Consider the following 14,246-nt stretch of genomic DNA (forward strand, 5'->3'; position numbering starts at 1 on the left):
CTTGTCATGGACATCCTTTATCAGATCCGCGCCCGTCAGGATTCCTTCAGTGCCGGCGAGGGGCGTATCGCCCGCCTGCTGCTCGACGACGTCGGATTTGCCTCGGCCGCCAGCCTCGATGAGCTGGCGCAGAGGGCGGAAGTCAGCACCGCGACCCTGTCGCGTTTTGCCCGCACTGTCGGCTGCCGTGACTTGCGTGACCTGCGCCTGCAACTGGCCCAGGCCAGCGGCGTCGGCAGTCGTTTCCTCGACCCGGCCGGCACGCCGGAACAATCGGCGTTCTACCGGCAGATCGTCGGCGACATCGAGTCGACCCTGCATCAGCATCTGTCGGCCTTCGACGAGTCGCGCTTTGCCGACGCGGTGAAACTGCTGGGCAAGGCGCGGATGATTCATGCCTTCGGCATGGGAGGTTGTTCGACCCTGTGCAGCGATGAATTGCAGGTGCGGCTGGTGCGCTTCGGTTACCCGGTGGCGGTGTGTCACGACCCGGTGATGATGCGCATCACCGCCGCCGGCCTCGATGCCGGGCACGCGGTGATTGCCTGTTCGCTGACCGGCATCACCCCCGAACTGCTCGAAGCGGTGGAGCTGGCGAGCAGCTACGGCGCGCGGGTTCTGGCCATCACCCGCGCCGACTCGCCGCTGGCGCACTTGGCCGATGTGCTGCTGCCGCTGCAAGGGGTCGAAACCTCGTTCATCTACAAACCCACGGCGGCCCGCTACGGCATGCTGCTGGCCATCGATGTGCTCGCCACCGAGCTGGCGCTGATCAATCCTGAAGACAATCAAGAGCGCCTGCGGCGAATCAAACTCGCCCTGGACGATTACCGTGGCGGCGACGATCACCTGCCGCTGGGAGACTGACATGATGTACGACACGCTGATTCGCAACGCCCTGGTCATCGACGGCAACAATGTGCCGGGGTTCACCGCCGACGTGGCCATTCTGGATGGGCGCATCGCGCGTATCGGCGATTTGCAGTCGGCCACTGCCCATGAAGATATCGACGCTGCGGGGCGTGTGCTGGCGCCGGGTTTCATCGATGTGCACACCCACGACGACACGGTGGTCATCCGTCAGCCGCAGATGCTGCCCAAGCTCAGCCAGGGCGTGACCACGGTGATTGTCGGCAACTGCGGGATCAGCGCGTCGCCGGTGATTTTGAAAGGCGACCCGCCAGACCCGATGAACCTGCTGGGCAGTGCCGCCGCGTTCGTTTATCCCACCTTCGGTGATTACCGTGCGGCCGTCGAAGCGGCGAACACCACGTTGAACGTCGCTGCGCTGGTCGGGCACACGGCATTGCGCAGCAATCATCTCGACGACCTGTTTCGCACCGCCACGGCGGATGAAATCAGTGCCATGCGCGAGCAGTTGCGCGACAGCCTTGAAGCCGGTGCCCTCGGTTTATCCACTGGCCTGGCGTATGCCAGCGCCTTTTCGGCTTCCACCGATGAAGTGATGCAACTGACCGAAGAACTGACGGCATATGGCGCGGTGTATACCACCCATCTGCGCAGCGAGTTCGAGCCGGTGCTGGAGGCCATGGACGAAGCGTTCCGGATCGGCCGTCATGCGCAGTCACCGGTGATCATTTCCCACCTCAAGTGTGCCGGTGCCGGAAACTGGGGGCGCAGCCCGCAACTGTTGGCACGTCTTGAAGAGGCGGCGAACACCCACGCCGTGGGTTGCGACTGTTATCCCTACGCGGCCAGCTCTTCGACCCTGGACCTCAAGCAGGTCACCGATGCCCATCGCATCACCATCACCTGGTCCACGCCGCACCCGCAACAGGGCGGTCGCGACTTGATGGACATTGCCGCCGAGTGGAACGTTTCGCTGCTGGAGGCCGCCCGTCGGCTGCAACCGGCCGGTGCGGTGTACTACGGGATGGACGAAGCGGACGTGCGCAGAATCCTTGCGCATCCGCTGTCGATGGTCGGCTCCGATGGCTTGCCGGAAGACCCGTTTCCACACCCGCGCCTGTGGGGCGCTTTCCCACGTGTACTCGGACATTTCAGTCGGGATGTCGGACTGTTCCCCCTGCACACGGCGGTGCACAAGATGACCGGGCTGTCGGCGGCGCGGTTCGGCCTGAAGCAGCGTGGTGTCATCCGTGAAGGTCATTGGGCGGACCTGGTGCTGTTCGACCCGGCGACCATCCGCGATGTCGCGGACTTCAATGACCCGCAACGGGCGGCCGAGGGTATCGACGGGGTGTGGGTCAACGGCGTGTTGAGTTACTGCGACGGCCAGGCCAACGGCAGGCGCGAAGGACGGTTTCTGGGGCGGGAAGGGGATTTGCGTGACGGCTTCCGGTGATGATTCCGAGACCTGGGTCACAGTGATGGCACATTGAGATTAAAGAATGCTGGCGTGAAGCCGAAGTGCTGGGACTGGCCCTAAAACAATCAAGGCCTTACCAGTCAGGGAGCAACGAAATGAGCTTCGGCAAAACCACCCCGATCCTGCGGATTTTCGATGAAAGCAAGGCCGTGGAGTTCTACGTCGATTTCCTGGGTTTCAAGATCGACTGGCAGCATCGTTTCGAGCCAAATTTCCCGCTGTACCTGCAAGTCTCCCGCGGCGAATGCGTGCTGCACCTGTCGGAGCATCACGGCGACAGCACACCGGGTTCGGCATTGCGCATCGAGACCGATGAGCTGGAAGCCTTCCAGCAGCAGTTGCTGGCCAGGAACTATCCGTTCTCGCACCCACAGATCCAGGCCATGCCCTGGGGCAGCCAGGACATGACCATCGTCGATCCGTTCGGCAATCGGCTGGTGTTCACCAACGCCATCAGCGTTTAGGACACTAACGAATGTGGGAGCGAGCCTGCTCGCGATAGCGTCAGTTCAATCAACATCGAGTTGAATGACCGTCCGCCATCGCGAGCAGGCTCGCTCCCACAGGTTCTGCGCGATCCTTACACCCGGAAGTGGCTGACCATTTCCTGCAACTGATTGCCCAGGCGCGCCAGTTCGACACTGGACTTGGCGGTTTCATCGCTGGCGGAGGCGGTCTGTTCGGACACGTCGCGCACGTTGATGATGCTGCGGCTGATCTCTTCGGCCACGGCACTTTGCTGCTCGGCAGCGGCGGCGATCTGCTGGTTCATCGACTGGATGTTCGACACCGTGCGGGTGATGTTGTCCAGGGATTCGCCGGCCTTGCGCGTCAGGGCCACGCTGCTGTCGGTCAGGGTGCGGCTGTTGTTCATCACCGTCGACACTTGCTGCGTGCCGTTTTGCAGGGCGGCCACCAGGCCTTCGATTTCCTCGGTGGACTTCTGCGTGCGCTGGGCCAGACCCCGGACCTCGTCGGCCACCACGGCAAAACCACGGCCGGCTTCACCGGCACGCGCCGCTTCAATCGCCGCGTTGAGGGCCAGCAGGTTGGTCTGCTCGGCCACCGCCTTGATCACGTCCATGACGCTGCCGATCTTGTCGCTTTCCTGTTGCAGCACGCTCATCGCTTCAGTGGAACGCACCACTTCGCTGGCCAGGCGTTCGATCTGGGCAATGGCCTCGTTGACCACCTTGTCACCTTCGCGCGCTTCGCCATCCGCGGCTGCGGCGGCCTGCGAGGCCTCTTCGGCATTGCGCGCGACTTCCTGCACGGTGGCCGTCATCTCGTGCATGGCGGTGGCCACCTGATCGGTCTCGATCTTCTGGCTGTTCACGCCGGCGCTGGTCTGACTGGTCACGGCGGACAGCTCTTCGGCCGCGCTGGCGATCTGGGTGACGCCGTCGCGGATGCCGCTGATCAGGTTGCGCAGGGTCACACCCATGCGGGCGATGCCTTGTTGCAACACGCCAAGCTCGTCGCGGCGAGTCACCTTGACGTCGTGCGACAGGTCGCCACCGGCGATGCGCTCGACCACGGCCAGGGTATCGCGCAGCGGGCCGGTGATCTGGCGGGTGATGATCACAGCGGCAATCACGCCCACCAGCAAGGCCAGCAGGGTGCTGATCAGTTGCAGGGTGCGCGCCTGGGCGCTTTCGGCGTCGCGCCGATCGAGCTGGATCTGATACAGCTGCTCGCTGAGGGTGACGATCATGTTGCCCTGATCGGTCATTTCCTTGCGGGCCTGCACCACATCGTTGTTGGTGCCCTTGTAGGCGAGCACGGCGGTGCGGTAGTCGGTCAGCGCTTTTTCCAGCTTGCGCAGGGCGTCCTGCTGGGTGGCGGCGAAATGCTTGTTGAGCTGTTCCAGGCTGGCCACGGCCGCGTTGAGCTGGTCGGCGGCTTTCTGCTCGGTGTCGGCGTTGACGGCGGCGGTATAACCGCGCACTTCGTAGCGCGCCAGGATGAAGGCTTCCTTGGCGGCGGTGATGGCCTGGAATTGCTCGAAGCGCTCATCGCTCAACGGCATTTGCTGCACTTCGGCGCTGATGGCATTGATCAGCGACTGCGCCGTTTGCGCGTTGGCGGTCATGACTTCGCGGGCACTGTTGCCGGCCCGGTAGGCGCCGCGCATCTTCTCCAGGGAAATCCGATAGGCGGCGATGAGCGAGGCTTGCTCGTTTAGCAGCTTGAGGTTTTCCGGGCTCTTGAATTTATCCAGCACCGCTTTCTGTTGCGCGGCAAACGCGTCGAGGTTGACCTGCACGTTCTGTGCAGTGGTTTCGTCGCCGTTGGCCAGCATGTATTGCAGGCGCGCCACGCGCAGCTTGGTCAGGCCGGCATTGAGCTGGGTGATGTCACTCATCCAGTTGCTGCGGTCGATCAGGCTGCCCATGCTCGTCCAGCCGGTCAGGGCGAGGACGCCGGTCAGTACCAGGACCAGGCCGAAGCCCAGGCCCAGTTTCATGTTCATGCTGATGTTGCCGAACCAGCTATTCATCAAATTCCTCCAGGAACGTTGCACTTGGGTCGTCGGTTGGCTGGAAGATTGTTGTTTTTCGTAGCCAAAAAAGTGTGTAGCAGGCCTGTATCGGCAGGAATTCCGAGAGCTGAAAGGATTTTGTCCGACGGATTCTGTAACAAGATTTTTGCCCGAGCCTTGAGCTTTTTTTCACAGGGGTTTCGCCGGATGCCAACGCCCCCTCTCTAACCTCGCGGCATCGAATGAATGTGCTGCATGCCGGTGAGGCGGCCTGATGGGGAAGCTGGCCGGGCGGCCATGCTTCGGGCGGTTTCACGATGCTCGCCCTGTATTTCGTCGCGCGGCGCTATTGCTGGCGCTATTCGAAAGCGCTGATGTACGGCTCGCTGCTGCTCGGTTTCGTCTACGGCACGACACGGGGCCTGCAAAGCTGGCACTACATGTCCCACACCTTCTGGGCCGGGATCTTCGTTTGGCTGGCGTGTTTGCTGACGGCGCTGGCGTTTTACGGGCGAGCGCGGTTGGCGTGGCCGGTGCGGGATGGGAGATTTTCCCGGGCGAAAAAAAGCCCGCGGGAGAGCGGGCAAACCGTAGTTTCTTGAATGAGCGAGGGCACTGTAGCGGTTGGTGGACGGCGGCAGGGTGAAGAAAAGTTTATCTGTGGAAAGATTTCTTCCCACGATGCTAGCTTGATATCAATGATTTCATTGATATCAGGAGGCGATATGGCCAGCATCACCATCAGAAACCTGGACGATCAGGTCAAGGAACAACTGCGTATCGCGGCGGCCCACAATGGGCATTCGATGGCCTGGGTCGACACGCAACCCGCCATGGATCTGGCAATCAGTGCGTTCACCGTCGCGGAAATTCTCCACGGCATTGCGCGTCTGCCTGTTGGCAAGCGCAGGCAGAAGCTGGAGGCTCACGCGATGGCAATGTTCGAAGAGGACTTTGCCGGGCGGATTCTGCCCCTTGATGCGTATGCAGCCGTGGAATATGCGACGTTGGTTGCCAGCGCAGAGCTGAAAGGACGTGTGTCATCGATGGCGGACGCGCAAATCGCCGCCATTTGCCGAAGCCATAGGGCTTCGATTGCGACCCGTAATGTTCGGGATTTTGAGATGTCCGGGGTTGAAGTGATCAATCCTTGGAATGCCTGAACAGTCACGATGGCTCAGCAGTAATAGATCGTCAATTTAATGGCGATGACTTAGTGGTCACGTCATAAAAAAGCAATAAAGACAAACTATTGACAGTGCGGCGTCGATCTCACATCATCTGCGCCGCTTAAGTGGCATACCGCCATAAAATCGTCACTGGCTCAGGATTATTTTGAACCTTCGAAGCCAGGATGATGTCGCACTGATTGCGCTGTTGGGCCAATTGCCATCAGCCAGGGGCCTGGGTCCCTGCACACACCGTTTTGCGGACGTACATTCGCGGTGTCCGTTTGAATCTTCAGGAAGAAACTTCATGCTTGATGGACGAATACTGGTTACCGGCGGCGCAGGGTTCATTGGCTCGCACTTGGTTGAGGCATTGCTGGGCAAGGGCTACAAGGTTCGCGTGCTGGATAACCTGTCGACCGGGAAGGTCGGTAATCTGCCGGTTGGCAATGCCAACCTGAACCTCGTCGTCGGCGATGTCGCTGACAGTGTCGCAGTCGAGCAGGCCATGCGTGACTGTACGGCGGTTGTGCACCTGGCAGCCGTGGCATCGGTCCAGGCGTCGGTGGACGATCCGGCGGGCACCCATCAAAGCAATTTCGTTGGCACCCTCAACGTTTGCGAACACATGGCCAAGGCCGGAATCAAGCGCGTGGTGTTCGCTTCCAGCGCGGCGATCTACGGCAACAATGGCGAAGGCACGGCCATTGACGAAGACACCCCAAAATCACCCTTGACCCCGTATGCCAGCGACAAGCTGGCCAGCGAGTATTACCTGGATTTCTATCGCCGCGAGCATGGCCTGGAGCCGGTGATCCTGCGCTTCTTCAATATCTTCGGGCCGCGTCAGGATCCGTCTTCGCCGTACTCCGGGGTGATCAGCATCTTTACCGAGCGGGCCATGGCCGGTAAACCCGTGGCCATTTTCGGCGACGGCGAACAAACCCGTGACTTCGTTTACGTTCAGGACCTCGTAAGTATTCTCGTACAGGCCGTGGAAGCCAGCGAACCGCGCCCCGGGGCGGTGAATGTCGGGCTCAGTCGCTCCACCAGCCTCAACGACCTGATCGCCGAACTGGGGAACGCCACCGGCACGGCGTTGACGGTGAGCTACCAGGCTGCGCGGCAAGGCGACATACGCCACTCGCGCGCTGACAACACTCGTCTGCTCGAGCGTTTCACGCTCCCGGCACCGACTTCCATAGGCGATGGTTTAGCGCTACTACTGCGCAGTTTGTAAACCTGTCCGCCCAGATGTCAGACGTCAGAGCAGTATCAGTTCAGTCATTTCAAGAGTGAATTATGGAAATCGTTTCTCGCAGGACGCGCGTCCGCGCGGTTGCCAAGCGGCTGTTCGCGGCCCTGGCCCTTTTCGCCAGCGGACCCTCCGTCCAGGCTTCAGCCTTGCCGCAACCGGCCAGCGTGGCGTTCTGGTACGCCGATCAACCGCCGTTGTCCGAGCTGGCGCAGTTCGAATGGTCGGTGGTGGAGCCGGGGCACATGACGCCCGGCGACGTCAAAACCCTGCGCGAGCTGGGCAGTCATCCATTCGCCTACGTGTCCGTCGGCGAGTTCGACGGCAACAAGGCTGAAATCGACAAGGCGGGCCTGCGCCAGGCGATCAGCCCGGTGCGTAATGATTCCTGGAACAGCCAGGTCATGGACCTGACGGCGCCGGCCTGGCGCGAACACTTGCTCGGTCGCGCCAAGGCGTTGCAGGCGCAAGGTTATGACGGGCTGTTTCTCGACACCCTCGACAGTTTCCAGCTGTTGCCGGAAGGCGCCCGGGAAGCGCAGCGCGTGGCCCTGGCCAGCCTGCTGCGCGAAATGCACAAGCGCCAGCCGACGCTGAAGCTGTTCTTCAATCGCGGTTTTGAAGTGTTGCCTGAGCTCGACGGTGTCGCCGCAGCGGTGGCGTTCGAGTCCCTGTATGCCGGTTGGGATGCTGCAGCCAAGCGCTATCGCCCGGTGCCGGAAGCCGATCGGCAGTGGTTGCTCGGCGAGCTGCAGCCCCTGCGTGCCAAAGGCATCCCGCTGGTGGCCATCGACTACCTGCCACCGGAGCGTCGCGACGAGGCGCGCAAGCTGGCCAAGCGATTGCGTGACGAGGGTTTCATTCCCTTCATCAGTACCCCGGAGCTGGATTCGATCGGCCTCAGCAACATCGAGGTGCAGCCGCGCCGCATCGCCTTCGTTTACGACGAGCGCGAAGGGGCGCTGGAGGACAACGGCGGTCATACGGTGCTCGGCGGTCTGCTCGAATACCTGGGCTATCGCGTCGACTACATTCCCGCGAGCAGCGCCATGCCGGGTTACCGGTTCAGTGGCTTGTACGCCGGCGTCGTCACCTGGATGACCAGTGGTCCGCCGCAGGACGCGCCGGCATTCAACCGCTGGATCACCGCGCGTCTGGACGAGCAGGTGCCCGTGGTGTTCTTCAGCGGCCTGCCGGTCGAAGACAAGTTGCTGCTCAAACGCATGGGGCTCAAGCGCGAAGCGCCCCCGGGCGTGCAGCCACTGACCATCACCCACCAGGACAAGGCCCTGATTGGCGCCTTCGAAGCGCCGGTGCAGCCACGTTCCCGTGACCTGACGGCGGTATCGGTACTGCCCAACGGCCCCAAGCCGGTGTTGTCGCTGACCAACGCCAGTGGCGAGGTGTTCACGCCGGTCGTGACCGCCAAGTGGGGCGGCCTGGCGCTGGCACCCTACCTGCTGGAGGCGAACAACGAGCGCAGCCGCTGGATCATCGATCCGTTCGCGTTCCTGCAAACCAGCCTGCAACTGCCCGAGCAACCGCGCCCGGACAGCACCACCGAAAACGGTCGGCGGGTCGCTACGGTGCACATCGATGGCGACGGTTTCCCTTCCCGCGCCGAAGTGCGTGGCACGCCTTACGCCGGTCGCCATACGCTGGACGACTACATCAAGCCAAACCCGTTCCTGACGTCGGTGTCGATCGTCGAGGGTGAAATTTCACCGCGCGGCATGTTCCCGCACTTGGCCCGTGAGCTGGAGCCGATTGCCCGCGAAATTTTCGCCAACCCGAAAGTCGAAGTGGCCACGCACACCTTCAGCCACCCGTTTTTCATGCAGCCGGACAAAGCGCTCAAACGGGAGAATTTTCATCCGGAATACGGCATGAACATGGCCATTCCAGGCTACGGCAAGATCGATTTCCGCCGGGAGATTTTCGGCTCGCGCGACTACATCAACCAGAACCTCACCACCCCGGAAAAACCGGTGAAGATGGTGTTCTGGCCGGGGGATGCATTGCCCTCCGCCTCGACCTTGAAGTTGGCGTATGACGCCGGGCTCAAGAACGTCAACGGCGCAGAAACCATGATGACCAAGGCCAACCCGTCTGTGACGGGCCTGAACCCCTTGCTGCGCCCGACCGAAGGCGGCCTGCAGTACTACGCGCCGGTCATCAACGAGAACCTGTTCACCAACTTGTGGAAAGGCCCGTACTACGGCTTCCGCGAAGTGATCGATACCTTCGAATTGACCGACAGCCCGCGCCGCCTGCGCGGTCTGCACCTGTATTACCACTTTTACTCCAGCACCAAGCAAGCCTCGATCAAGGCGATGCATGAGATCTACGGTTTCATGCGCGAACAGCATCCGCTGTCGCTGTGGATGAGTGATTACATCGACCGTCTGCATGGCCTGTACCAGGCCAGCCTGGCGCGGACTTCCGACGGTGCCTGGCAGATTCGCGGGATGGACGCCTTGCGCACCGTGCGCCTGGATCCAGGTATGGGGTGGCCTGACCTGCTGCGCTCGCAAGGTATTGCAGGCGTGCGCGACCTGCCGCAGGGGCGCTACGTGCACCTGAGCAGTGATCGGGCGCTGCTGGTGCTGCGTCCCGACCGGGATGATCGCCCGGCGCTGGAGGAAGCCAATCTGCCGTTGGTGGAGTGGCGGTACCTGGATGACCGGCGCGTGAGCTTCGGGTTCTCCGGCCAGTTCGATCTGACTTTCTCCGTGCGTTCCGCCAATCCGTGCCGGGTCGAAGTGGATGGGCAGCGTTTTGCTGGCAAGGCGGCGGCCGGCCTGTGGACTTTCCAATTACCCATGAAGCAGGTGAGTCATGCTCAACTCGTCTGCAACTAATGCCCCTTCCGGCAAAAAGCCGGATGACAACAAGCGCCTGCTCAACCCTTGGGCGCTGGCCGTGGTGGCGGTGGCCGTGGGAGGCCTGTTGTGGGCGACCTTCCAGCGCGAGGAAACTTTCCAGCCCGATGGTCGTGAGCCGGATGCCGTCTCGGCCAACTACGCCGAGCTGTTGCTGGCGGCGCACCCGAACGATGACCACCTGCGCCTGCAACTGATCGATCTTCTGATTCGTCTCGGTGAGCTGGACAAGGCGCGTCAACATCTGGAAGCGTGGCCGACGCCGCAGCCCGAGACCCAGGCCTATTATCGGGTGGAACTCGACGCACGGGCTGCCGCTGTCAGCAACGACCTGATTGCACAGCGCGCCCTGGTGGAGCGGCTGGGCAGTTTCGATCACCGCAAGCTGCCCGTGCCCTTGCTGCAGAACCTGGCCAAGCTGGCGCTGGAGTTGCAGGCACCGGTGTTCGCCGCGACGGTCTTCGAGGAGATCGCCGAACGTGATCCAAAGCTGCGCGAGCAATCGCTGAAGTCTGCCGCGCAGTGGCACATGGCGGGCGAAGAGCCGAGCCGTGCAGCCGATATCTACCTGGAACTGTTGCGCAACAGTCAGCCCGCTGAGCGCCGTGAATACGCGCAACTGGCGTTCGACAGTCTGCTGTCTGCCGGTCGCGACGATCAGGCCGCACAGGTGCTGTCCGACGCGTTGCCGCTGCTCGACAACCCGAAAACCGATGCGCCCTGGCTGCAAAAGGGTGTGGACGTGGCAGTGGCCACCAAGCGTTTCGAACTGGCGCAACGCTTGCTCGACCAGTGGCGGGTTTTGCAGCCGGACAACCCGCTGATCGCGCCGAAGGAATTCCACGTGCGCCTGGCCATCGGTGACCTGGCGGGAGCCTGGGAAACCGGTCAGCTGCTGGCTGACGAGTCCATGAACGACCCGGCCTTGCTCGAGCAGATGGCGCACCTGGGTGAATGGCGTGGCGAGCCTGCGGCGGCCCTCGACTACTGGATTCGTCTGTTGGAGATCCAGGAAAAGCCCGAGACCCGCGAGCACGCCTGGCGTCTGGCGAGCCAGCAGTTCGACTTCGATCGCTCGATTCCGTTGCTCGCCGAGATCATGCAACAGCGTGCGCTCACCGACGTTGAACTCGATGCGCTGATCTACGGCCACGAATCGCGCGGCACGCCCGAACAAGCCGAGAGCTGGTTGCACGCGTACCTGCGTAAATATCCGTCCCACCGCCTGGCGTGGACGCGCTTGCTGCAGAACCTGGAAAACACCGGGCAGTTCGCGGTCAAGGCTGACGTGTTCGAGGCCTACTCCAAACGCTTCAAGCTGACCTCGGCCGAGCAGGTGGACTGGGCGAACACCTACCTCAAGATGTTCGATAACCAGGCCGCGTGGAGTGTGGTGCAGGCCGCTGACGATTCCATCAAGGATCCCGAGTACTGGCACACCCGCGCTTCCCTGGCCTGGGAGCTGGAGCGCGATGACGACTTGCGTGTATCGCTGGAGAAACTGCTTACCCTCAACGGCAAGCTGACCAGCGGCGACGAGAGTCAGTTGATTACCCTGTACCGCGTCGAAAACCCGCAGCGCGCCCTGGCGCTGATGATTGCCAGCTGGGAGCGTGGCCGCGACCCGCAGCGTCTGGTCGAAGCCTTGCAGCAGGCCCAGGAGCTTGGCGAATGGCCGAAAGTCATTGCGCTGCTGGACGATGCGAAGCAATTCCCCGACGCCTATGAGCAATCCCAGGTATTGGCCGTGCGCGCCGCCTTGGCTGCCCAGCAGGGTCAGCCGGACGAGGCCGAGCGCCTGTACCTGTTGGGCCTGTCGAAATTCCCGGACGACAACGTGTTCCGCGAGCGCCTGATGTGGTTGTACGTCGACCAGCTCGACTCGGCCAAGCTCAAGCCGTTGCTCAGCCAGTGGCGAGCGCGTGCCCGCGAGGATCGTCTGCTGTGGCTGCCGTTTGCCAGTGCCAGTCAATTGCTGGGTCGCGACAGCGAAGCCTTGGCCTGGTACCGGATGTACCTCAAGGGCAGCCCGAATGACTGGCTGGTGCGTTCGGCCTACGCCGACGCATTGGACAGCGCCGGTTACCAGGATGCCGCTCAACGCTTGCGCTTGCAGCTGTTGCGCAGCCCGGAGGTGGACAACATTCAGCCATCTTCCCAGCGTTACGCGGTCTGGTTGCGCCTGATGGCCAGCAGCTTTTCGCCGCGCAAGGCGCAGCAGGAAGTGTTGCGCTGGAAGGACGGTTCGCCCGCCATGCTGCAATTGTGGTTCGAACGTTTGCTGGCGCGCCTCGACGCCACGAACCAGGAAGCGCAGAAGGACCAGTGGCTGGAATGGGCACGCAGCCAGGGTCTGAAAGTCGATCGCTACGAGCAGATTCAGCAGGCGTTGCGCAGCCGCAACACGGCCCAGGTCGAAGCCCTGCTGGCCCGCAGCGACCTGAACCCGGCGCAACGTGCCCAGGCCCTCACGCGCCTCGGGCGTCTGGGTGAAGCCCTCGACACCAGCCTGTCGAACCTGGGGGACGATCAGCCGATGGCCGTGCGCGAACAACTGCGCCGTCAGGCGGTGGAAATCCACGAAACGACGCCTCAGGGTGCACTGCTCTCCTGGCAGAAACAGGACTTCGGCGGCCTGGATTTCAACGCGCCGACCCTGCAGATCGCCCATAACCTGGGCGACAACTGGTACGCCAACCTGGAACTGGAGCAGGGCAAGTATCGGGGGGACGAGATCGAATCCTCGCGGATCGGGCAAGAGCGCAACGCCGCCCTGACGCTGCAACGTGCGGTCGAGAACGGCAGCTACAAACTGTTCGCCGACACCAGCCAGCGCAGCGACGACGACCGCAATGGCCTGGGGCTCTCCCGGACCTGGCGCCTGAGTACCAGCGATGAACTCGAACTGGGTGTCGACTGGCATCGCAAGAGCGAGGACAGCGGCCTGATGCGCGCGTTCGGTCTGCACGACAGCGTCTGGGTGGGTGGCCGTCATGGCCTCACCGCTCGCGACCAACTGAGCTGGGAAGTGGCGCAGAAGTCATTCGCCACCCGCTCGGGCGACGATCTGGGCAGTGGCCAGGCGTTGCGAATGGAGTTCCTGCACACGCTGGAGTTCGCCGGGCCGAACTGGACCGTGCGCAGCGGGATCGACTATCAGCACAATCGGGTCAAGGATCGGACGCTGGACGATCTGTCCATCGACAACGGTGGCGCGGTGAAAAATGTCGATGACCCGGATGAACCGACCATTGTGGAAGCCGGCGACCTGCTGCAAAGCCGTTACGGCCAGCTCTACGTTGGCAGCTCCTGGCGTCGCGGCCTACCGGGCGCTCTGGTGCGCACCAAGCCGCAATACACCTGGCTGGTGGACGTCACGGCTGGCTGGCAATGGCTGGATCAAACGTTCAACTACGGCCTCAACACCGGCATCGGTTTTGAAGTGCTGGGTGATGACGAACTGGCCCTGACCTTCGGTTACCAGTCCGCGCCACAAGGCGGGGATGGCAAATCGGGCGGAACACTGGGTGTGAGCTACGGCGTGCGGTTTGGACGCTGATCATGGAATGTCTACGGAGAAACACTATGCAAGCAATTCGTAATCTGGGCCTGGCCCTTGCGTCCCTGGTCATCGCCGGTTGCGCCAGCTTCACCGATGAAACCAGCCCGAACCTGCCGCGCGACGCGCAGTGGGGCATCGTGCCGATGGTCAACTATTCGCAGACGCCGCAGGCCGGTGAGCGCAGTGAGCAGATCCTGCTCAGCGTACTCAGCAGCCGTGGCCTGCAACCTCGGGTCTACCCGGTGAGCACCCAGGGCGAACAGGCGCTGATGGACGACAACGAGCGCCTGGCCGGCGCGCTGGATTGGGCACGCGAGCAGAAGCTCGACTACGTGATCGCCGGCAGCGTCGAAGAGTGGCAGTACAAGAACGGCCTGGACGGCGAGCCGGCGGTCGGCATCAGCCTGCGCGTGCTCGAGGCCAGCAGCGGCCGCGTGCTCTGGAGCAAGAGCGGCGCCCGTGCCGGCTGGTCCCGTGAAAGCCTCGCGGGCACCGCTCAGACGGTGCTCGACAAACTTGTTGGCGCCCTTCGGTTCGAGTGATCGC

The 14,246-nt window shown here is 62.5% G+C and carries 9 protein-coding genes and 2 pseudogenes; 9 read left to right on the forward strand and 2 right to left on the reverse strand.

Annotated features, from left to right (window positions below; all coding sequences use genetic code 11):
* Positions 1-6: 6 nt before the first annotated feature.
* The 3 genes from ACM6IM_RS28480 to ACM6IM_RS28490 all read left to right on the forward strand — a co-directional run bounded on the left by ACM6IM_RS28480 (position 7) and on the right by ACM6IM_RS28490 (position 2,814).
* Positions 7-867 (forward strand): MurR/RpiR family transcriptional regulator, encoded by an 861-nt coding sequence (locus ACM6IM_RS28480; protein WP_414866934.1) that lies wholly within the window; start codon positions 7-9, stop codon positions 865-867.
* A gap of 1 nt (position 868) precedes the next feature.
* On the forward strand, positions 869-2,326 hold the full coding sequence (locus tag ACM6IM_RS28485) for an N-acyl-D-amino-acid deacylase family protein (protein WP_414866935.1): 1,458 nt from the start codon (positions 869-871) through the stop codon (positions 2,324-2,326).
* 119 nt (positions 2,327-2,445) lie between these two features.
* Positions 2,446-2,814: a glyoxalase superfamily protein gene (locus ACM6IM_RS28490; RefSeq protein ID WP_414866936.1), complete on the forward strand. Its 369-nt coding sequence runs from the start codon at positions 2,446-2,448 to the stop codon at positions 2,812-2,814.
* Between the two features lie 116 nt (positions 2,815-2,930).
* Here the strand turns inward: ACM6IM_RS28490 and ACM6IM_RS28495 are convergent, their stop codons facing one another.
* Together ACM6IM_RS28495 and ACM6IM_RS28500 are read right to left on the reverse strand one after the other, a co-directional pair.
* Entirely contained in the window at positions 2,931-3,794 is an 864-nt protein-coding gene (locus tag ACM6IM_RS28495) for a methyl-accepting chemotaxis protein (protein WP_412548030.1), read from the reverse strand.
* Positions 3,789-4,850, reverse strand: a pseudogene (locus ACM6IM_RS28500) (methyl-accepting chemotaxis protein); the annotation flags it as partial. The pseudogene ACM6IM_RS28500 and the gene ACM6IM_RS28495, both read right to left, overlap by 6 nt.
* A 266-nt stretch (positions 4,851-5,116) precedes the next feature.
* On the opposite strand from ACM6IM_RS28500, the pseudogene ACM6IM_RS28505 reads away from it, so the two are divergent.
* The 6 genes and pseudogenes from ACM6IM_RS28505 to ACM6IM_RS28530 form a co-directional block, all read left to right on the forward strand.
* Positions 5,117-5,434, forward strand: a pseudogene (locus ACM6IM_RS28505) (PAP2 family protein); the annotation flags it as partial.
* A gap of 123 nt (positions 5,435-5,557) precedes the next feature.
* Positions 5,558-5,995 (forward strand): FitA-like ribbon-helix-helix domain-containing protein, encoded by a 438-nt coding sequence (locus ACM6IM_RS28510; RefSeq protein ID WP_414866937.1) that lies wholly within the window; start codon positions 5,558-5,560, stop codon positions 5,993-5,995.
* A gap of 313 nt (positions 5,996-6,308) precedes the next feature.
* The gene (locus ACM6IM_RS28515; RefSeq protein WP_414866938.1) at positions 6,309-7,241 is read left to right on the forward strand and encodes an NAD-dependent epimerase/dehydratase family protein; all 933 of its coding nucleotides are present in this window, start codon (positions 6,309-6,311) and stop codon (positions 7,239-7,241) included.
* Positions 7,242-7,303: 62 nt separating this feature from the next.
* Positions 7,304-10,117 carry a bifunctional glycoside hydrolase 114/ polysaccharide deacetylase family protein gene (locus tag ACM6IM_RS28520; RefSeq protein ID WP_414866939.1) on the forward strand — a complete coding sequence of 938 codons (2,814 nt, stop codon included), beginning with the start codon at positions 7,304-7,306 and terminating at the stop codon, positions 10,115-10,117.
* A complete protein-coding gene (locus tag ACM6IM_RS28525) occupies positions 10,095-13,697 on the forward strand; it encodes a tetratricopeptide repeat protein (RefSeq protein WP_414866940.1) in 3,603 nt (1,200 codons plus the stop codon). Before ACM6IM_RS28520 ends, ACM6IM_RS28525 begins: the two co-directional genes overlap by 23 nt.
* A 26-nt stretch (positions 13,698-13,723) precedes the next feature.
* The gene (locus tag ACM6IM_RS28530) at positions 13,724-14,242 is read left to right on the forward strand and encodes a penicillin-binding protein activator LpoB (RefSeq protein ID WP_414866941.1); all 519 of its coding nucleotides are present in this window, start codon (positions 13,724-13,726) and stop codon (positions 14,240-14,242) included.
* Positions 14,243-14,246 lie beyond the last annotated feature (4 nt).

Origin of the sequence: Pseudomonas sp. IT-P12, assembly GCF_949767465.1 — a bacterium.
Classification (GTDB): domain Bacteria; phylum Pseudomonadota; class Gammaproteobacteria; order Pseudomonadales; family Pseudomonadaceae; genus Aquipseudomonas.

Coding starts and splice junctions, on each gene's coding strand:
- ACM6IM_RS28480 (WP_414866934.1), top strand. CDS start 7: ATGGACATCCTTTATCAGATCCGCGCCCGTCAGGATTCCTTCAGTGCC.
- ACM6IM_RS28485 (WP_414866935.1), top strand. CDS start 869: ATGATGTACGACACGCTGATTCGCAACGCCCTGGTCATCGACGGCAAC.
- ACM6IM_RS28490 (WP_414866936.1), top strand. CDS start 2,446: ATGAGCTTCGGCAAAACCACCCCGATCCTGCGGATTTTCGATGAAAGC.
- ACM6IM_RS28495 (WP_412548030.1), bottom strand. CDS start 3,794: ATGGGTGTGACCCTGCGCAACCTGATCAGCGGCATCCGCGACGGCGTC.
- ACM6IM_RS28510 (WP_414866937.1), top strand. CDS start 5,558: ATGGCCAGCATCACCATCAGAAACCTGGACGATCAGGTCAAGGAACAA.
- ACM6IM_RS28515 (WP_414866938.1), top strand. CDS start 6,309: ATGCTTGATGGACGAATACTGGTTACCGGCGGCGCAGGGTTCATTGGC.
- ACM6IM_RS28520 (WP_414866939.1), top strand. CDS start 7,304: ATGGAAATCGTTTCTCGCAGGACGCGCGTCCGCGCGGTTGCCAAGCGG.
- ACM6IM_RS28525 (WP_414866940.1), top strand. CDS start 10,095: ATGCTCAACTCGTCTGCAACTAATGCCCCTTCCGGCAAAAAGCCGGAT.
- ACM6IM_RS28530 (WP_414866941.1), top strand. CDS start 13,724: ATGCAAGCAATTCGTAATCTGGGCCTGGCCCTTGCGTCCCTGGTCATC.